Raw genomic sequence first — 19,282 nt, forward strand, 5'->3', positions numbered from 1 at the left:
TGATTCAGGAACGAGTTCCCGTCTCGGGGATGCCTACGGCGTGCCCACCGTCTGTCGCTCCCAGGACTGCTGGAACGCGAACCGCGCCGCCTCCACCTCGTGCCGCTGGTCGGCGTGCAGGACGCCGAGGGCGTACGCCGTCGCCGGGGCGATCCGCGGGGTGCGGGCCGCCTGCGCCGCGGCGGCCGCGGCCTCGGAGGCGTCGCGGTGCCGGTTGAGGGACTGACCGGTCGCCAGCAGCCGTACGTCCACCGGGCCGCTGTCGCCGTGCAGCACCTCGCGGGCGTACCGGTGCAGGCGCAGCAGCAGGCGGACCTGGTGCCAGGGCGCGTCCTGCGGATGCGGCGCCGGGTCCGGGGACAGTCCGTGGATCAGGGCCTCGGCGTTGTAGGGGTGGCCCGCGGTCACCAGGGGCAGTGCCGTCACCGCGTCGGTGAGCCGCTCCTCGGCGGCGCCCGCGAGGGGGCGCAGGTCGGCGGTCGCCGCGGCCGGGGTGAGGGGGACCTCGCTGGCCAGTACGGCGATGTTGTCGGCCACGGCGTGAAAACGGCTGCTGCCCAGGGCCTGGAGTGCGGTGCTGTGCGCTCGCGTCCGGGCCAGGGTGAGCTGGCGTTCGAGCAGTGCGCCCGCCTTCGCCGCGCCGACGGTCAGGTTGCTGCGTTCCGGGGTGGCCGCCGGGTGGGCCGGGGGACCGGCGTCGGCAGGCTCCCCTTTCTGCGGGACGACTCCCGCGGCCCGCCCGACCGCGGCCGCGTCAGTGGAACCGCTCCCCGCCGCGCCCGCGGTCCTGCTCGCAGCGGGCAGGCCGGCGATCCCCGTCTGCGCGGGCAGCACCGCCGCCCCCGACAACCGGTGCAGCGCCAGCAGCAGCCGCTCCAGGCGGGCCGCATACGCGTGTTCCAACGCCAGCGTGCCCGACAGCCAGGCCAGTTCGGGGCGGATGGCCTCCGACCAGTCGGTCTCCAGCAACGGGCGGAACGTGTGCAGGCTGGCGCTGATACGGCGGGCCGAGCGGCGCAGGGCCCGGGCCGCGTCGACGGACTCCTCCGAGCCACCGCCCGCCGTACCGCCGCCGGTCTCCCGGTGCATGCGCAGGGCTCGGAGGAACTCCGTGGCCTGGGCGCGCAGGTAGCCCGCGAGGGCGTCCCCGGTCACAGCCCCGGCCATGGGGTCCGTCGGATCAAGGTGTTGCTGTGCCACGCCGGCGCCTCCGGGCGTCTATGAGCATCTCCTGGACGTTGCGCAGGGGCTGGCCTTCCGCGTCCGTCGCGTGCCGGGTCCACTCGCCGTCCGGGCCGAGGTGCCAGGACGCGGTGGTGTCGGACATACCGGTCTCCAGGAGCCGGTTGAGCGCGGCGCGGTGGGCCGGGTCGGTGACCCTGACCAGGGCCTCGATACGGCGGTCGAGGTTGCGGTGCATCATGTCGGCGCTGCCGATCCACACCTCGGGTTCGCCGCCGTTGCCGAAGCCGAAGACCCGGGAGTGTTCGAGGAAGCGGCCGAGGACCGAGCGGACGCGGATGTTCTCCGACAGTCCTGCGACGCCCGGGCGGATCGCGCAGATGCCGCGCACCCAGATGTCGACCGGCACGCCCGCCTGGGACGCGCCGTAGCAGGCGTCGATGATCGCCTCGTCGACTATCGAGTTGACCTTGATGCGGACATGGGCGGGACGCCCGGCACGGTGGTGCTGGGCCTCCTTGTTGATCCGCGAGATCAGGCCGTCACGCAGGGACTTGGGGGCCACGAGCAGCCGGCGGTACGTCTCCCGGCGCGAGTAGCCGGACAGGCGGTTGAACAGGTCGGACAGGTCCGCGCCCACCTGCGGGTCGGCGGTCAGCAGGCCCAGGTCCTCGTACAGCCGTGCTGTCTTCGGGTGGTAGTTGCCGGTGCCGACGTGGCTGTAGCGCCGTAGCGTCTCGCCCTCCTGGCGGACCACCAGCGACAGCTTGCAGTGCGTCTTGAGGCCGACGAGGCCGTAGACGACATGGCAGCCGGCCTCCTCCAGCTTGCGCGCCCACTTGATGTTGGCGTGCTCGTCGAAGCGGGCCTTGATCTCGACCAGCACGAGGACCTGCTTGCCGGCCTCGGCGGCGTCGATGAGCGCGTTGACTATGGGGGAGTCGCCGGACGTCCGGTACAGGGTCTGCTTGATCGCGAGGACGTCCGGGTCGTCGGCCGCCTGCTCCAGGAAGGCCTGCACGGAGGTCGAGAAGGAGTCGTACGGGTGGTGCAGCAGCACGTCCCGGTTGCGCAGCGCGGCGAAGATGTCCGGCGCGGACGCCGACTCGACCTCGGCGAGATCGCGATGGGTGCCCGCGACGAACTTCGGGTACTTCAGCTCGGGCCGGTCGATGTGGGCGATGCGGAAGAGACCGGTGAGGTCCAGGGGGCCGGTCAGCGGGTAGACCTCGGCCTCGCTGATCTTCAGCTCGCGCACCAGCAGGTCCAGGACCTCCTGGTTGATGTTCTCCTCGACCTCCAGGCGCACCGGCGGCCCGAAGCGGCGCCGCATGAGCTCCTTCTCCAGGGCCTGGAGGAGGTTCTCGGCGTCGTCCTCCTCGACCTCCAGGTCCTCGTTGCGGGTGACCCGGAAGGCGTGGTGCTCCAGGACCTCCATGCCCGGGAACAGCTCCTCCAGGTGCGCGCCGATGACGTCCTCGATCGGGACGAACCGGCCGGGGGAGGCCTCCAGGAAGCGGGAGAGCAGCGGCGGCACCTTCACGCGGGCGAAGTGCGGTGTGCCGGTGACGGGGTTGCGGACCCGTACGGCCAGGTTCAGGGAGAGGCCCGAGATGTACGGGAAGGGGTGTGCCGGGTCGACCGCCAGCGGGGTCAGGACCGGGAAGATCTGGTGCCGGAACAGGGTGAAGAGGCGGGCCTGCTCCTTCTCCGTCAGCTCGCTCCAGCGGACCAGGTGGATGCTCTCCTCCGCGAGCGCGGGGGCGACGTCCTCGTGGTAGCAGGCGGCGTGCCGGGCCATCAGCTCGCGGGAGCGGGCCCAGATCATCTCCAGGACCTCGCGGGGCTGGAGGCCGGAGGCGGACCGGGTGGCGACACCGGTGGCGATACGGCGCTTCAGACCGGCCACCCGGACCATGAAGAACTCGTCCAGGTTGCTGGCGAAGATCGCCAGGAAGTTCGCCCGTTCGAGGAGGGGGGTGTTCGGGTCCTCGGCGAGTTCGAGGACGCGCTCGTTGAACGCGAGCCAGCTGCGCTCACGGTCCAGGAAACGGCCCTGGGGCAACTGGACGCCGTCGATCTCGGTGACCTCGTACGCGTCGAGGTCGGCATCGATGTCGGGTTCCAGGTCGGAGACCACTGCCGAGGTGACCCCGTGCGGACGGTGCGCCGCGATGGAGCCCACGGAGGGCTGCGCGTGCTGGACCTTTGCCTGGGCGTTCGAGGACTGGCTCATATGCCCATTGTTCCGCGTGCCGAGGTTTATGGGCGCGTCGGAAAGCGCGGGCGGGAGCTTGGCGGGGAGGCGCCGGGCGTCCCCGTTCCTCGCGCTCCCTCCCGGGTGCGGCGAAGGCTCTGGCACGGCGGGGGTCATTGGCTGAGCGTCGCAAGCCCGTCTGAACCAATGGTTACGGAGACATGGCGTGTGGGATAGCGGGGGGCGGCTCGCGGACGTCTACATCGCCGGGCGGCTGTCCGGACCGCACGTCCCTTCCCCCGTGAGGGACGTGCGGCGAGGTCTACGGCGTGCGGCGGCGCAGCAGCCAGAAGGCGGCGAGGGTCGCGGCGGCGGCCACGGCGAGCAGGATGCCGGTTTCGACGTACTGGATCGGCCAGTAGTGGGACCGGGGGTGGAAAGTGGCGCTGGTGGCCAGTGGTTCGCCCTCTCCGGGATACCGGCCCCAGGTCGTGTCCCAGCCCAGCTGCCAGGCCGATCGGGGCAGCTCGAACTCACCGGCTCGGCTGCGGGTGACCGCCGGCCACAGGTCCTCGCGGAAGCGTTCCAGCACACCGCACAGGACGAGCGCGGCCAGGAAGCCCACTCCGGCGCCGGCCAGGGCCCGCCGCAGCAGCAGCCCGGCGAGTGCGCCGAGGGCGAGGCCGGCCAGGGTGTAGCCGACGGTGGTCGGGCCGGTCCCGATGAAGGCGTCCGCGTTGTACCAGTCCCCGACCAGGTCGGGGTCGCCGTCACCGCGCGCCCGGTTGTTCAGCAGGACGAGTCCGCCCGTACCGATGGTCAGCAGGACGGCCGGGACGGCGAGCTTGGCCGCCAGCCAGCGGGTCGGGGTGACCGACTGGGTCCAGGCGAGCCCCGCGGTGCCGCTCTCCAGCTCGCGGCCGATGAGCGCGCCGCCGGCCCAGGCGGCCACGGGCAGGATCGCGTAGGTCAGGGAGGTGGCGACCAGCCCGATCCAGCCGGCATAGACATCGTCCACGGTGATCGACTCGATGGACGCACAGCCGGGGAAGCCGTCGCGGGCCGGTGTCATGCACGGGACGTTGCCCTTGCGGGCCTCGTCGCCGATGACGTACATCCAGATCAGTACGGCCGTGGCGCCGAGCAGGGCCAGCGCCCAGAACACGAGCGCCGTGCGGTGCACCCGCAGGACGGTCCAGACCAGGCCCCGCGGCCCGCGCGGGGCGCGGCCGGCGGGGGCGGTCGTGGCGGTGAGCGCGGTCGTCATACGGCGGCTCCGGTGCGCCTCTTCAGCAGCCGGAAGGCGATCAGGACCGCCAGCACCGCGACGGCGAGGGCGATGCCCGTCTCCATCAGCTGGAGCGGCCAGAAGTGCGACGACGGGTGGAAGTCGCGGTAGAAGCCCACGATGTCGTGGTCGGCGAGGCACTTGGCGTCGTCGACGCAGATGGGGTCCGAGACGCGGGCGCCGGTGGAGGTGAGGGCGCCCTCGCCGACGACCATGCCGATGTAGGGCGGGTACTCGTCCTTGTTGACGAGCGTCTCGACCGGCCACAGGTGCGGTCGCAGCTCGCCGAGCGCGGACAGCAGGACCATCAGGCCGACGACCGCCGTGCCGAGCGCGGGCAGCGCGCGGCGCTGGAGCACGCCCGCGAGGATGCCGATGGCGAGGCCGAGGAGGGCGTAGGCGGTGGCGAGGGTGCCGTTGGCCACGAAGCTGATGCCGTCGTCCCACTGGCGCGAGGTCGCCAGCCGCAGCGGAGCGTCCGCGGACCACAGCAGGCGGTGCAGCAGGGTGAGCAGGACCGTGCCGGAGACGAGCAGGGCGGCCGGGACGGCGACCTTGGCGGCCAGCCAGCGGGCCGGGGAGACCGACTGCGTCCACGCCAACTGGGCGGTGCCGCTCTCCAGTTCGCGCCCGATGAGGGCGGCGCCCGCCCAGGCGGCGGTCAGGAACGGCGTGAGCGCGAGCAGTCCGGCGCCGACGCCGACGACCGTGTCGTACCGGGCAACGGTGGGGTTCGTGACGTCGCAGCCCATGCCCTCTTGCGCCGAGGCGCAGCCCATCTTCCGGAACGCGGCCCAGACGGCGTCCGCCCCCGGGCCGTACGCCCACAGCAGCGCCCCGCCGGCCACGGCCACCAGCATCACCCAGAACCACAGCGCCGAGCGGTGCAGTCGCAGCGTCGTCCAGACCAGGCCGCGCGGCCCGCGGGAGGGCGTGGCGGTCGTGGAGGTCTCGATGGTCACGGTGGTCATACGGCGGCCTCCCGCACGTCGTCGAGGCGCAGCACCGTGGCCTCGGGGGCGCGCAGGTGCGCCAGGACCAATTCCTCCAGGGTCGGGGCGGAGGTCTGCCATGCGTCGCCGAGGGGGCCCTCGGGACGTATGAGTGCGGTGAGTTGGCGCCCGGTGGTGCGGGACTCGACCACGGTGTGCGGGTCCAGGGACGTGTCGGCGCGGCCGGTGACGAGCCGGTGCGCGGCGAGCAGGTCGTCCAGCGGGCCGGCGAGGCGGACCCGGCCGGCGCCGAGCAGCAGGAGGTGGTCGCAGGCGCCCTCCAGCTCGGCCACGACGTGCGAGGACATGACAACCGTGGTGCCGTGCTCGGCCGCGTCGGCCATGAGCGTGGCCATCAGCTGATGCCGGGCGAGCGGGTCGAGGTCGGCCATCGGCTCGTCCAGGAGCAGCAGTTCGGGGCGCTTGCCGAGGGCGAGGGCGAGACCGACGCGGGTGCGCTGGCCGCCGGAGAGCGTGCGGATCTTCGAGTCCGGGTCGAGGTCGCCCTCGGCGACGATCCGCTCGGCTACCCGGTCGTCCCAGCGGCCGGGGTTCAGCTCGCGGCCGAAGCGCAGGGTGTCGGCGATGGTGAGCTGGGGGTGCAGGGGCTTGTCCTGGGCGACGTACGCGATCCGCTCGCGGACCGCCGCCGGGGCCTGGCCGAGGACGCTGATCGTGCCGTCGGTGGGGGGCAGCAGACCGGCGGCGAGCGAGAGAAGGGTCGACTTGCCCGCTCCGTTCGGTCCGACGACCGCGCACACGGTCCCCGCGGGGAGCCGGAAGTCGCAGCCGTCCAGCGCCCGCTTGCGGCGCCGCCCGAACCTCTTGCCCAGCGCGGCCGCCTCGATGGCGGTCTCGGTCATGACTCGTCCCCCTTGTGGTGCGTGTCCGGCTTGAAGTGCGTGTCCAGTACGGAAGTGAAGAGAGCGTCCACGTCGTCGCGGTCCAGCCCGGCCTCGCGGGCCCGTACGGCCCACGTGTCCAGTTCGGTGCGCAGAGGCGAGTCGGCCGGTGCGGTGTTCAGTCCGCGCCGTACGAACGTGCCGAGCCCCCGGCGTGCCTCGACCAGGCCTTCGCGTTCCAGTTCGCGATAGGCCTTGAGGACGGTGTTGGGGTTGATGGCGGTTGCCTCGACGACCTCACGGGCCGTGGGCAGCTTGTCGCCCGGCTCCAACAGGCCCAGGCGCAGGGCCTGTTTGGTCTGCTGGACGATCTGCACATAGGTGGCGACGCCGGAGCGCCGGTCGATGCGGTACTCGACCATCCGTTCCACCACCCTTTCACTAATTGAGTAGTGAAAGGGTGGTGCAAAGAAAGGGGCGGCGTCAAGATCGCCGCCCCTTATATGCCAGATGTCTTCAGATGTCAGATGTCAGGTGTCAGACCTCAGGCCTCACGTCTCGGTCCGGTACATGAGGTCCGTCTCGTACGTGGTAAATCCGAGCCGTTCGTACACCGACACCGCCGCCTTGTTGTCGGCGTCGACGTAGAGCATCGCCGTGGGCAGCCCCTGCGCGGCCAGGTGCCGCAGCCCGATCGTCGTGAGGGCCTTGCCGAGGCCGCCGCCCTGCGCGCCCGGTCGCACGCCGAGGACGTACACCTCGCCGAGCCCGTCCTCCGCGTGGACCTTCGTCCAGTGGAAGCCGATGAGCTCGCCGGCCCGTTCCGCCAGGAAGAACCCCGCCGGGTCGAACCACGGCTGCGCCTTGCGGTCGTCGAGGTCGCGCTGGGTGAGGGAGCCCTGCTCGGGGTGGTGGGCGAAGGCGGCGGCGTTCACCGCGAGCCAGGCCGCGTCGTCCCGGCCGGGCTCGAAGGTGCGGACCGTCACGCCCTCGGGGAGCACCGGGTCGGGCAGCGACAGGTCCGTCAACGAGCGGCGCATCTGTCGCAGTTCGCGGAACAGGGTGAGGCCGAGGACCTGGGACAGGTGGCGGGCGGCGGCGTGGCCGCCGTGGGCCCACACCCGCAGCCGCTTGCCGGACGCGGCGAGGAGGGCCGAGCCCAGTGCGCGGCCGTGGCCGTGGCCGCGGTGCGAGGGGTGGACGACCAGTTCGGCGGCGGGGGCCTCCACCGGGTCGGTGTCCTCCAACTGGGCGTAACCGACGAGTTCGCCGCCGACCGTCAGCAGCAGATGCGACACGCCCTCGCGCTCCCCGCCCCGCAGTTGCAGCCGCCCCTGCTCGGACACCGCCTGCTGCCCGTCGTTCCGGGCGGCCTCCGCGAGCAGTTCGAGCACGGCCTCGGTCTGCTCCGGGGCAAGCGCGAGGTGGGTCTCGATGGAACGGGTCGGAAGCGGGTGTGCGGTGTCGTCGCTGGTCATGCGTACGAGGGTAAGGGGCGCCCCTGCCAAAGTCCCGGCACAGAAGCAACCAGCCTGTAACCCGGAACCCCCTGTCGCGCTACGCGCGTTGACTCTAGGCTGCCGCCCGACGGGGCCATGTCACTCACGACTCACAGGGGGGCGGATGTCAGCCACATCCCACCAGCAGCACCGCAGACGCCGTACGTACGCACTGATCGCGACCGCCGCAGGTCTGGCCACCGTGGGTGCGCTGGCCGCGGCGCTGCCCGCCACGGCGTCGGCGGGCGAGAGCACCGGCAAGGGCGGCCACGGGCACCAGCACAGCCGCTACCAGGACGTCCAGCTGCTGTCCTTCAACGACCTGCACGGCAACCTGGAGCCGCCGGCCGGCTCCTCCGGCCGGGTCACCGAACTGCAGGCGGACGGCACGACGAAGACCATCGACGCGGGCGGCGTGGAGTACCTCGCCACGCATCTGCGCCAGGCGCGCGAGGGTGAGAAGTACTCCATCACCGCGGCCGGCGGCGACATGGTCGGCGCCTCCCCGCTGATCTCGGGCCTCTTCCACGACGAGCCCACCATCGAGGCGCTGAACAAGCTCGACCTGGACGTCACCTCGGTCGGCAACCACGAGTTCGACGAGGGCGCCAAGGAACTGGCCCGCCTGCAGAACGGCGGCTGCCACCCGAAGGACGGCTGCTACGCGGACAAGAAGTTCAAGGGCGCCGACTTCCCCTACCTCGCCGCGAACGTCCTCGACGAGAAGACCGGCAAGCCGATCCTCAAGCCCTACTGGGTATGGAAGAAGCGGGACGTCAAGGTCGGCTTCATCGGCGTGACCCTGGAGGACACGCCGGGCGTCGTCTCCGCCGAGGGCGTCAAGGGCCTGAAGTTCAAGGACGAGGTCGAGACGATCAACAAGTACGCCAAGGTGCTTCAGCGCCAGGGCGTGAAGTCGATCGTGGCGCTCATCCACGAGGGCGGGGCCCCGGCCTCCGCGTCGTACAACTACGACTGCGAGGCCCCGGGCGCGGGTGACGGCGTCTCCGGCCCGATCGTCGACATCGCGAAGAACATCACCCCGCAGGTCGACGCGCTGGTCACCGGCCACACGCACGCCGCGTACGTCTGCTCGATCGACGACCCGTCGGGCAAGCCCCGCATGGTCACGTCGGCGGCGTCCTTCGGCCGCCTCTACACGGACACCACGCTGACGTACGACCGCTACACCGGCGACATCGCCCGTACGGCCGTGAAGTCCGCGAACCGCGTGGTCACCCGGGACGTCCCCAAGGCGCCCGACATGACCCAGCTGATCAGCAAGTGGAACACCCTCGCGGCGCCCATCGGCAACCGCGCGATCGGCTACATCTCCGCCGACATCCCCAGCGCCGGCACGGAGTCCCCGCTCGGCGACCTGATCGCCGACGCGCAGCTGGCGTACGGCAAGGAGCTGGACCCGGAGACGGACCTGGCGCTGATGAACCCCGGCGGCATCCGGGCGCCGCTGACCTTTGCGGCCAAGGGCGCCGAGGGCGACGGCGTGGTGACGTACGCCGAGGGCTTCACCGTGCAGCCGTTCTCCAACACGGTGAACCTCCAGGACCTGACCGGCACGCAGCTGATCCAGGTGCTCAAGGAGCAGGTGAGCGGCACGAACGCGGCTTCGCCGAAGGTTCTCCAGATCTCCTCGGGCCTGACGTACACCCTGGACCTGACGAAGTCGGGCGCGGACCGTGTGGTGACCGACTCGATCAAGCTCAACGGCGAGGCGATCAACCCGACGGCCACCTACCGCGTCGCCACGAACAACTTCCTCGCGGGCGGCGGCGACGGCTTCCCGACGCTGGGCCAGGGCACGAACGACCTGGTCGGGACCGACGACCTGACGGTGCTGGAGAAGTACCTGACGGCCAACTCCTCGGCCACGAACCCGATCGCCCCGCCGGCGGCGAATCGGATCACAGTAGTGCAGTAGTGAAGTGAAATAGCGTGAACTAGATCGCAAACCTCCGGTAGAGGTTGCGGGTGGGGGGCGTGCGCATGGTCGGATGGGCCGATGCGTTCCCCCCACCACATAACGGCGCATCCCCATCCAAATGCTCCCTATACGAACCCGTACGAGGAGCTCGGCAGACTGGACGGCGGTCCTCTGGAGGAATTCCTCCACGACGACGTACCGGACGAGCCGGACCAAGCGGATGAAGCGGACGCAGCGGCGGCCCAGGACGACCCCTGGGCCCCGCCCAATCACCGCCGCAACGGCCGTCGCCGCCGCAAAGGCCGCTTCGCGGCTCTTCCGTTCGCGATGAAGGCGGTCGTCGGCCTCGTCGTCCTCGCCGCCTTCCTCAGCCTCGCCGACCGCTGGGCCCTCCTCTACGCCGAGCGCAGAGCGGCGGACACCCTCAAGACCCACCTGGACCTCGCCGCCGCTCCCGAGGTGGAGATCGGCGGCTTCCCCTTCCTCACCCAACTCGCCGACGAGCGGCTGGACTCGGTGAAGGTGACCGTCCCCGACGTGGCCGCCGACCGGATCTCCCTCGCCCAGGTGACGGCGACGGCCAGAGACGTACGGCTCGACACCGACGGCCCGCTCTCGATACGCGGCGCCGACGTCCCCGAACTGGAGGGCGACGTCCTGCTCTCCTTCGCGGACCTCAACCGTGAACTCGGCGCGTCCCAGGTCACGTTCACCGGAGAGGGCCACGACCGCATCCGGGCCCGCGGCACGCTGCCGGTCGCCGGACACGACCTCAACCTGCGCGCCGAGGCCCGCATCCTGCGCAACGGCGACCGGGGCATCGCCACCCACATCGGCGGCATGCGCCTGGACATCGGCGACCTGGCCACGTACCGCCCGGGTGCCCGCACCTCGGAGGGCCTGCACCTGAGCCGCGCGTCGGCGGCCCGCCTGGCTCACGAGACCCGCAAGGCGAAGGCGCTGCTGTCCGTCCCGTCCGTCGTACGGCGCCTGGGTGTGCCCGACTCGGTCGTCCGCGAGGCCCTGCGCCACGAGTCCAAGCTCACCGAGCTGACCGGCACGCCGCGCTTCATCCGCCAGGCCATGCGCCTGAACCTCATCGACCTGGCCCTCGACCACCCCCAGATCCTCAAGCTCCTCGGCTTCGACCCCGCTCTCCTCGACGCCCTCCCCCGGCTCACCCGCCCGGTCCTCGCCGACCAGCTCTCCCTGGGCTTCCGCCTCCCGGAACCGCCGAACGGCGAGGTACGGCTGCGGGATGTGCGGGTGGAGGAGGACGGGATCAGGGTGCGGCTGGAGGGGGCCGGGCTGGCGGTGGGGCGCCGGTAATCAATTCTGTGTGAGTTCGCGATTAGTTCCGGGAATTCCCTGAAAAACTCTCTCAGCCTCAATTAATAGAGGTCTCAGTAGAATTGGCGACTTTCCGGTTCGGGCTCCCGTAATGTTTTCCATGTCGAAAGCAATCGATGTGATCGACATAATCGGCGCAATCAGCGCAGGAACAAAGGAGAACATGATGAGCTTCGACAAGATCGCCCCCGTCAAGAAGACCCGCAAGCCCGCCGCCCCGGCCCCGGCGCCCAAGAAGAAGCCGGTGGCGAAGAAGGCCGCTCCGAAGCGGCGTCCGGTCGCGCACAAGGGCTGAGGACACGACACGGGAGGCGGGGTCACCGAAGCGATCGGGCTTCGGGGGCCCCGCCTCCGTCATGTCCGGTGCCCGTCATGTCGGGTGCCCGTCGTGTCCGTTGCTGGGAAAGGGACTTGAGCATGAGGGAATCGTGTACGGCCTTCCGGCGCTTCTGGCCGCTGACGCGCGGCGACCGCAAGTGGCCGGCGGTCATCGTCGCCTGCGTGGTGGTCGCCGCGCTCGCCGAGACCGCGTCGATCCTGCTGTTCGCGGAACTCACCGACAACGCGCTGAAAGCCGGATCGCTCGCCGCCTTCTGGGGTCCGGCGGCGGCCTGGCTGGGCGTTGCGGTGCTGGGGGCGGTCGTCGGCTATCTCGGGAACTCGCTCGCCACCTGGACCGCCGAGAGATTCGTGCTGCTGCTGCGCGCAAAGGTCTTCCGGCATGTGCAGGACCTGCCGCCGCACTTCTTTCAGAAGCACCGGCGCGGGGATCTGGTCGAGCGGCTCACCGGGGACGTCGAGGCCATCGAGCAGATGGTCGTGTCGGGCGTCGTCGGCACCGTGGCGGCCGTGTTCTCGGCTCTCTTCTACTCGGCAGCCGCCCTGTACCTGCGCTGGGACCTGGCCCTGGCCACCTTCGTCCTGGCGCCCTTGTTCCTGCTGGCCGCACGCCGCTTCGCCGGCCGTGTCCGCACCGCCTCCCAGGACGAGCGGGTCGCCGACGGTGCGATCACCTCGGTGGTTGAGGAGTCGCTGGGCCACGTCGTCCTCACCCAGGCCTACAACCGCCACGGCGAGGAGGAGAAGCGGCTCGACCGCGAGGCGCGCGCCTGGATGAAGGCGTCCGTGCGGGGTGCGCGGCTGAGTGAGATGTACGAGCAGTTCGTCGAGGTCGTGGAGACGATCTGCGTGCTCGCGGTGATCGGCCTCGGGGTGTGGGAGATCTCCGCCGGCCGGATGACCCTGGGGCAGCTCCTCGCCTTCGCCGCCTTCATCGGCTACCTCTACCCGCCGGTCCGCAACCTCGGGCAACTCGGCCTCACCCTCACCGCCGCCACCGCCGGCGCCCAGCGCCTAGGCGAGATCCTGGACGCCGAGCCGGCCGTCACCGACCCCGCCGAGCCCGTCGGGCCGCGGCCGGTCCATGGCCGGGTCGGCTTCCACGGGGTGTCCTTCCGCTACCCGGGCGCCACACGGGAGTCGCTGACCGAGGTGACCTTCACGGCCGGCCCCGGCGAACTGGTGGTCATCACGGGCCCGAGCGGCGCCGGCAAGTCGACGGCGGCGAAGCTCCTCACCCGGTTCTACGACCCCGAGTCGGGCGCGATCACCCTGGACGGTGTGCCGCTCCCGCACCTGGATCTGCGCTTCCTGCGCGAGAACGTCACCCTGCTGCCCCAGGAGACCCTGATCCTCAACGGCACCGTCCGCGAGAACATCGCGTGCGGCCGGCCGGGCGCGAGCCACGAGGACATCGAGGACGCGGCACGTTCGGCGGCGGCCCACGACTTCATCACCGCGCTCCCCGAGGGATACGGCACGCACATCGCCCCCGGCACGGCCGCCCTCTCCGGCGGTCAGCTCAAGCGGCTCACCATCGCCCGCGCCATGCTGCGCAGCGCCCCCGTCCTGGTCCTGGACGAACCGACGGCCGGCCTCGACTCGGTGGCGGCCCGCCAGGTCGTACAGCCGCTCCGGCGCCTGATGTCAGGCCGTACGACGATCATGGTCACCCACGATCTGAGCCTGGCGCCGGATGCGGACCGGGTGCTGGTCGTGGACGGCGGGCGGCTGGTGGAGGCGGGCACGCATGCGGAGTTGGCGGCGCGGGGCGGGGTGTACGGGCGGCTGGCGGGGCCGGTGCCGGGGATGCCCGCGGAGGAGACCCTCGTCCTCAGGCGCTGACCCGGCCCTCGCCGCCGCCCCCGTTCCCTGCCGTCAGCCGACCCGATGCACGCGCTGAGTCGTCAGCTCGTAGCGGGCGCCCACGATGGCCAGCTGGCCGGAGGTCACCTTCGCGGCGAGGTCGGGCTCCGCCGCGAGATGGGCGCGGATCGCCCGTACGTTGGCGTCGATGGTGGAGCCGATGCGGGCGTCGCCCTCCTCGGTGCGGTCTATGTTCGGCGCTATCCGGTCGGCGATGTACTGGACGTGGGCCGGCAGTCGCTCGCCGGACAGGTCCGACTCGACGGCTGCCTTCACGGCGCCGCACGACTGGTGGCCGAGGACCATGACCAGGGGGATGTCCAGTTCGAGCACCCCGTAGGCGACGCTGCCGAGTACGGCTTCGTCGAGGACCTCGCCGGCGGAGCGCACGGTCATCAGGTCGCCGAGGCCCTGGTCGAAGACCAGCTCCGGCGGGACCCGGGAGTCGATGCAGCCGAGGACCAGGGCGAAGGGGTGCTGACCGGACGTCAGGCTCTGGCGCACGGCGGGCGACTCGTCGGGGTGGCGCTGACGGAAGGTGCGCCAGCGCTGGTTGCCCGCGGCGAGCTCCCGCAGGGCCTCCTCGGGCGTGCCGGGCCGCCGGCGCGAGGCGCTGGTCGTGGGGGATGTGGGGGTGGTGGCGGAGGCGGGAGCCGTGCCGAGGGCTGCGGTCGCCCCCAGGGCCGCGGCCCCGGTCAGCCCGAACCGCAGGAGTGCGCGGCGGGCGGGAGAGGCAAGGGCGAACCGCTGGTGGGCGGCCACGGTCGGCTGGGCGCCGACGGATCTGTCGGAGTTCACGGCGTGGAACGTACGCCCGAGCATCGGAACACATGTTCACGTTGCTGAATCATGGTCGAGCGCGGGGAACTCATGATCGAATGTTGGACCGCCCTTGACGTTCTCCCGCGCTCGCCTTGACGTTGAGCGGTCGCCGCAGGGCCCTCGGGAGAGACCTACGGTGTCTCCGGCGGAGCCGTCGGCGCACCCGGCAGGCGTACGGTCGCCACCGTGCCGCCGCCCTCCGCGTGGGCCAGGGTGACCTGGCCGCCCGCCTGCTGCACCGTACGCGCCACGATCGACAGTCCCAGGCCCGAGCCCGGCAACGCGCGTGCACTCGGTGAGCGCCAGAAGCGGTCGAAGACGTGGGGGAGTTCGTCGGTGGGGATGCCGGGGCCGTGGTCGCGCACGGTGAGGACGCCTCCGGTGAGCTGCACCTCGACGGTGCCGCCCTCGGGGCTGAACTTCACTGCGTTGTCGAGGATGTTGACGACCGCGCGCTCCAGGGCCGCCGGTTCCGCCCGTACGTACCAGGGCTGGAGGTCGGCGATGATCGTCAGTTCGGGGCCGCGGAGCCTTGCCCGGCGCAGGGCCGACTCGACCGCGTCCTCCAGCGAGACCACCTGTACGCGCTCGCCGCGCTGGCCCTCCGAGCGGGACAGCTCCTGCAGGTCGCCGATCAGGGAGGCCAGTTCCGTCATCTGGGCCTTCACCGAGGAGAGGAGGGCCTTGCGGTCGGCCTCGGGGATCGGGCGCCCCGTCTCCTCGCTGCGGGTGAGGAGTTCGATGTTGGTGCGCAGGGAGGTGAGGGGGGTGCGCAGTTCGTGACCGGCGTCGGCGATGAGCTGCTGCTGGAGCTCGTGGGAGCTGGCCAGGGCGGACGTCATGGAGTTGAAGGAACGGGACAGCCGGGCCACCTCGTCCTCTGCGTCGTCCTCGACCGGGATACGGACGTTCAGGTCCTCGGTGCGGGCCACGTGTTCGACGGCCTCCGTGAGCTTGTCGACGGGACGCAGGCCGGCACGGGCGACTGCGAGGCCGGCGGCGCCGGCGCCCACCACCCCTACGCCGGAGACGAGCAGGAGGATGAGGGCGAGTTCGTTGAGGGTGGACTGGGTGCTCTTGAGGGACACGGCGACGACAAGCCCGACATTCGGGCCAGTCTCTCCGGAGGCGGTGGTCGTGGCGCCCAGGGGCCGGGTGAGCACACGCACATCGGTGCCGTCCCCAGCGGTGCCGTTGCGGAAGTAGCCCTGGGTGGTGTTCGCCTTGATCTCTTCCTTGTCGGCCTGAGTGACCTTCACCGTGGCCGCGGAGTCCTGGAGGATGCAGACCGTTCCGTCCTCCTGCACCAGTTGGGAGTAGGTGTTCCGGAAGACACCGGTGCCGTAGGGGGACTCGGTGCAGTTGTTCAGGGCGTCCTGGAGTTGTCCAGGCATCCTCATCGACGCTTTCCTGAGATCGTCGTCGACCTGCTCGTACAGCTTCCCCTGCACGATGAACCAACACGTCACCGAAACCGCCGCCACCGCAAAAGCCACCGCAGCCGCCACCAGCATCGCCAGCCGCGAGCGGATCGGCAGGGACCGGAACCGGCGAAACACCTTGCTCACTCCGCGCCGCCCTGGCGCAGCACATACCCGACACCCCGCACCGTGTGCACGAGCCGCGGCTCGCCGCCCGCCTCGGTCTTGCGGCGCAGGTACATGACGTACACGTCGAGGGAGTTGGACGAAGGCTCGAAGTCGAAGCCCCAGACCGCCTTGAGGATCTGCTCACGCGTCAGCACCTGACGCGGATGCGCCATGAACATCTCCAGCAGCGTGAACTCCGTACGGGTCAGCTCCACCGGCCGCCCACCCCGCGTGACCTCCCGCGTCGCGAGGTCCATGCGCAGGTCGGCGAAGGTCAGCGCCTCGTCCTCCTCCACCGCGCCCGCACCGGCCGCCGCCGCGTACGAGCTGCGCCGCAGCAGCGCGCGGACCCGGGCGAACAGCTCGTCCAGTTCGAAGGGCTTGACCAGGTAGTCGTCGGCCCCGGCGTCCAGCCCGGTCACGCGGTCGCCGACGGTGTCGCGGGCGGTCAGCATGAGGATCGGCACCGTGTCGCCGGCGCCACGGATGCGGCGGGCGGCGGTCAGGCCGTCCATGCGGGGCATCTGGATGTCGAGGACCACCAGGTCGGGCCGGTAGGCGGTCGCCTTCTCCAGGGCGTCCGCGCCGTCGACCGCGACCTCCGTGTCGTATCCCTCGAACGCGAGGCTGCGCTGGAGTGCTTCACGCACCGCAGGCTCGTCGTCGACGATCAGGATGCGCTGGGGGTCACGGTCGCCGTCGGCGGGGCTCATGGGCTCGGGATCCTCGGGTGCGATGGGACAGGGGCTGCGTGGCTGGATGCTTTCAGCGTCGCATGTTTCTCGGCCTGCTCAGGCTCGTACGGCACGGCGCCGGCTACGGGCCGAGGCACCCCTGCGACCGGTGCTCGACGCGGTGGTCGCGAGCTCCGCTGCCCGGGACGGGGCCGTAGGCGCGTGCAGGGCGCCGACGACCTCCAGGGCGAGGGCGAAGTCGGCCACACCCACGCCGGTCGTGCTGTGCTCCACCTGCTGGATCATGACGTACTCCTTCGGCTCGGCGCGTCAGCTAGCTCTGCGATCCCGACCGCAGCTTCGCCAGGTCGGACTTGACGGTGTTGATCGGGATGGCGAAGCCGAGGCCCACGCTGCCCGCGTTGGACGCACTCGAGCCGGCGGCCGAGTACATCGCGGAGTTGATGCCGATGATGTTGCCGTTCATGTCGATCAGCGCGCCGCCGGAGTTGCCGGGGTTCAGGGACGCGTCCGTCTGGATGGCCTTGTACGTCGTCGTCGACGAACCCGTGTCGCCGTTGAACTCCTGGCCGCCGAACTCGAACGGCCATCCGCCGCCGCCCTGCTGCTGTTGCTGCTGCCGGCCCTCGTCCGTCGAGACGGTCACGTCACGGGCGAGCGCGGACACGATGCCGCTGGTGACCGTACCGGTGAGGCCCTCGGGGGAGCCGATCGCCACCACCTGGTCGCCGACCTGGACACCGGAGGAGTCGCCGAGGGTGGCCGCCTGCAGGCCGGACGCGTTCTGCAGCTTGATCAGCGCGAGGTCCTTGCTGCTGTCGGTCCCGACGACCTCGGCGGTGTACTCCTTGCCGTCGCTGGTCTTCACCTTGACCGACGAAGCGCCGGCGACGACGTGGTTGTTGGTGACGATCTCGCCGTCACTGGTGATGATCACGCCGGAGCCGGTGGACGACCCGGCGTTCGAGGCCGCGTTGATCTCGACGATGCTCGGGCTGACCGCCTTGGCGACCCCGGAGACCGTGCCCTTCTGGCTGGACGGGACGACGTTCGTGCTGGTGGAGCTGGACGCGGCGACGGTGTCGCTGCCCGTCAGCTCCTGTATCCCGTACGCCGTGCCGCCGCCGATCGCCGCGGCGACGATCGCGACGGCGGCGAGGAGGGCGACGGGGCCGCGCGGCCGGCGCCGCGACCTCGGCTGCTGGGCGACGGGTTCGGTCAGGAGAGCGGTGGGGGCTCCGCCGCCCGCCTGCTCCGCCGACGGCCGGTATGCCGGCGGGGGCGGCCACTCCGGGTCCACCGGGGAGGAGGCGTGCTGCTGCTGGGCGCCCTGGTACGGGTTCTCATGATCGCCGCTGCGGCGGAAGCTCTCGGTCATGGAAATGAGCTTGTCGCCCGACCATGAGAGCTTCCTGAGCGCCGCCTGAGAAGCCCGACAGAAGGCCGTATGCCCGATGTAAAGACGCTTCTGGCAGCTGGCCGAGCTCTCTCAGAGATGCTTCATGGAAGCGCCCATTCAGGGGCGCGGGGCTGTATCAATGTGCGGCTCCGCCGCGTGGGCGCGAGCAACCACGGACAACTGCAAGCCGCCCGACAGCAGAACCCCCCGAGCTCTCAGGCGCACCCACAAGACCGTCGCACCACAAGCCGAGACGGAAACACCTTCAACCGCTCCCGCCGCGACCCGGCAACCCGCAGCCCGTCATCGAGCACCAGATCCACCGCGGCCCGAGCCATGGCCGACCGGTCCGAGGCGATGGTGGTGAGCGGCGGATCCGTCAACGCCGCCTCCTTGATGTCGTCGAACCCGGCGACAGCCAGCTCCCCCGGCACATCGATCCGCAACTCCCGCGCCGCGCGCAGCACGCCGATCGCCTGGTCGTCGGTGGAGCAGAAGATCGCCGGCGGCCGCTGCGGCCCGGCGAGGAGGTCGAGCGCTATGCGATACGCGTCGTAGCGGTTGTACGGCGCCTCGAACAGCCGCCCCTCCGTGGGAATCCCGGCCTCGGTCATCGCGCGCCGCCAGCCCTCGACGTGGTCGGAGACCGGGTCACCGACCGCGGGGGTCTCCGCGGTGCCGCCCATACAGGCGACGTACTCGTTGCCGTGCTCGATGAGGTGGCGTACGGCGAGCTGGGCGCCGCCCAGGTCGTCGGTGACGACGGCGACGTCGTCGATGGCCTCGGGCCGCTCGTGGAGGAGGACGACCCGGGCGTCCCACGCCTCGATCTCGGCGGCGGCCAGGTCGTTCAGGGCGTGCGAGACGAGGATGAGCCCCGAGACCCGCATGCCGAGGAAGGCGCGCAGATAGTGGACCTCGCGCTCGCCGACGTAGTCGGAGTTGCCGACGAGCACCATCTTTCCGCGCTCGGCGGCGGCCCACTCGACCGCGTGCGCCATCTCCCCGAAGAAGGGCTGGCGGGCGTCCGGCACGATCAGGCCTATGAGGTCCGTGCGCCGCGAGGCCATGGCCTGGGCGACCCGGTCGGGCCGGTACCCCAGTTCCTTGATCGCGGCGAGGACACGCTCGCGCGTGGCCGGGGCGACCGGCCGGGGTCCGTTGTTGATGACGTAGCTGACGACGGCAGTGGAAGTACCTGCCAGCCGTGCGACGTCATCGCGAGTCACCTTGGCCACGCGCGGAGTCTACGCGGATGGACCTGCTCTGGGCAGGGCGTG

17 protein-coding genes are annotated in these 19,282 nt (G+C 71.1%); 4 read left to right on the forward strand and 13 right to left on the reverse strand.

Features of this window, described 5'->3' with window-relative positions:
• Window positions 1-33: 33 nt before the first annotated feature.
• The 7 genes from OHT51_RS22635 to mshD all read right to left on the reverse strand — a co-directional run bounded on the left by OHT51_RS22635 (window position 34) and on the right by mshD (window position 7,979).
• The gene (locus OHT51_RS22635; protein WP_328880739.1) at window positions 34-1,200 is read right to left on the reverse strand and encodes a CHAD domain-containing protein; all 1,167 of its coding nucleotides are present in this window, start codon (window positions 1,198-1,200) and stop codon (window positions 34-36) included.
• Entirely contained in the window at window positions 1,181-3,556 is a 2,376-nt protein-coding gene (locus OHT51_RS22640; RefSeq protein WP_443052532.1) for an RNA degradosome polyphosphate kinase, read from the reverse strand. Before OHT51_RS22640 ends, OHT51_RS22635 begins: the two co-directional genes overlap by 20 nt.
• Window positions 3,557-3,701: 145 nt before the next feature.
• A complete protein-coding gene (locus tag OHT51_RS22645; protein ID WP_328880741.1) occupies window positions 3,702-4,646 on the reverse strand; it encodes a hypothetical protein in 945 nt (314 codons plus the stop codon).
• Entirely contained in the window at window positions 4,643-5,638 is a 996-nt protein-coding gene (locus OHT51_RS22650) for an ABC transporter permease (protein ID WP_328880742.1), read from the reverse strand. The genes OHT51_RS22645 and OHT51_RS22650 overlap by 4 nt, the downstream gene beginning before the upstream one ends.
• Window positions 5,635-6,522 carry an ABC transporter ATP-binding protein gene (locus OHT51_RS22655; protein WP_328880743.1) on the reverse strand — a complete coding sequence of 296 codons (888 nt, stop codon included), beginning with the start codon at window positions 6,520-6,522 and terminating at the stop codon, window positions 5,635-5,637. The genes OHT51_RS22650 and OHT51_RS22655 overlap by 4 nt, the downstream gene beginning before the upstream one ends.
• Complete coding sequence (locus OHT51_RS22660) at window positions 6,519-6,923, reverse strand: GntR family transcriptional regulator (protein ID WP_328880744.1); 405 nt, start codon at window positions 6,921-6,923, stop codon at window positions 6,519-6,521. Before OHT51_RS22660 ends, OHT51_RS22655 begins: the two co-directional genes overlap by 4 nt.
• Window positions 6,924-7,052: 129 nt before the next feature.
• Window positions 7,053-7,979 (reverse strand): mycothiol synthase, encoded by a 927-nt coding sequence (gene mshD, locus OHT51_RS22665; RefSeq protein ID WP_328880745.1) that lies wholly within the window; start codon window positions 7,977-7,979, stop codon window positions 7,053-7,055.
• A 145-nt stretch (window positions 7,980-8,124) separates the two neighbouring features.
• Between mshD and OHT51_RS22670 the strand changes: the two genes are divergently transcribed.
• The 4 genes from OHT51_RS22670 to OHT51_RS22685 all read left to right on the forward strand — a co-directional run bounded on the left by OHT51_RS22670 (window position 8,125) and on the right by OHT51_RS22685 (window position 13,476).
• Window positions 8,125-9,939 (forward strand): bifunctional metallophosphatase/5'-nucleotidase, encoded by a 1,815-nt coding sequence (locus OHT51_RS22670; protein ID WP_328880746.1) that lies wholly within the window; start codon window positions 8,125-8,127, stop codon window positions 9,937-9,939.
• 81 nt (window positions 9,940-10,020) lie between these two features.
• Window positions 10,021-11,271, forward strand: coding sequence for an LmeA family phospholipid-binding protein (locus tag OHT51_RS22675; protein ID WP_328880747.1), 1,251 nt, complete (start codon window positions 10,021-10,023; stop codon window positions 11,269-11,271).
• 121 nt (window positions 11,272-11,392) lie between these two features.
• Entirely contained in the window at window positions 11,393-11,587 is a 195-nt protein-coding gene (locus OHT51_RS22680) for a hypothetical protein (protein WP_328884626.1), read from the forward strand.
• 122 nt (window positions 11,588-11,709) lie between these two features.
• Complete coding sequence (locus OHT51_RS22685; protein WP_328880748.1) at window positions 11,710-13,476, forward strand: ABC transporter ATP-binding protein; 1,767 nt, start codon at window positions 11,710-11,712, stop codon at window positions 13,474-13,476.
• Between the two features lie 33 nt (window positions 13,477-13,509).
• On the opposite strand, the gene OHT51_RS22690 is transcribed toward OHT51_RS22685, so the two are convergent.
• The 6 genes from OHT51_RS22690 to OHT51_RS22715 form a co-directional block, all read right to left on the reverse strand.
• Window positions 13,510-14,295 carry a carbonic anhydrase gene (locus OHT51_RS22690; protein ID WP_443052534.1) on the reverse strand — a complete coding sequence of 262 codons (786 nt, stop codon included), beginning with the start codon at window positions 14,293-14,295 and terminating at the stop codon, window positions 13,510-13,512.
• A gap of 155 nt (window positions 14,296-14,450) precedes the next feature.
• Window positions 14,451-15,833, reverse strand: a complete 1,383-nt coding sequence (locus OHT51_RS22695; protein ID WP_443052723.1) for a sensor histidine kinase — start codon at window positions 15,831-15,833, stop codon at window positions 14,451-14,453.
• Between the two features lie 50 nt (window positions 15,834-15,883).
• A complete protein-coding gene (locus tag OHT51_RS22700) occupies window positions 15,884-16,621 on the reverse strand; it encodes a response regulator transcription factor (protein WP_328880750.1) in 738 nt (245 codons plus the stop codon).
• Between the two features lie 78 nt (window positions 16,622-16,699).
• Window positions 16,700-16,888, reverse strand: a complete 189-nt coding sequence (locus OHT51_RS22705; protein ID WP_328880751.1) for a hypothetical protein — start codon at window positions 16,886-16,888, stop codon at window positions 16,700-16,702.
• 28 nt (window positions 16,889-16,916) lie between these two features.
• Window positions 16,917-17,981: a S1C family serine protease gene (locus OHT51_RS22710; protein WP_328880752.1), complete on the reverse strand. Its 1,065-nt coding sequence runs from the start codon at window positions 17,979-17,981 to the stop codon at window positions 16,917-16,919.
• A 236-nt stretch (window positions 17,982-18,217) separates the two neighbouring features.
• Entirely contained in the window at window positions 18,218-19,240 is a 1,023-nt protein-coding gene (locus tag OHT51_RS22715) for a LacI family DNA-binding transcriptional regulator (RefSeq protein ID WP_328880753.1), read from the reverse strand.
• Window positions 19,241-19,282: the final 42 nt, after the last annotated feature.

It is taken from the genome of Streptomyces sp. NBC_00299, assembly GCF_036173045.1.
GTDB classification, from domain to species: Bacteria; Actinomycetota; Actinomycetes; order Streptomycetales; family Streptomycetaceae; genus Streptomyces; species Streptomyces machairae.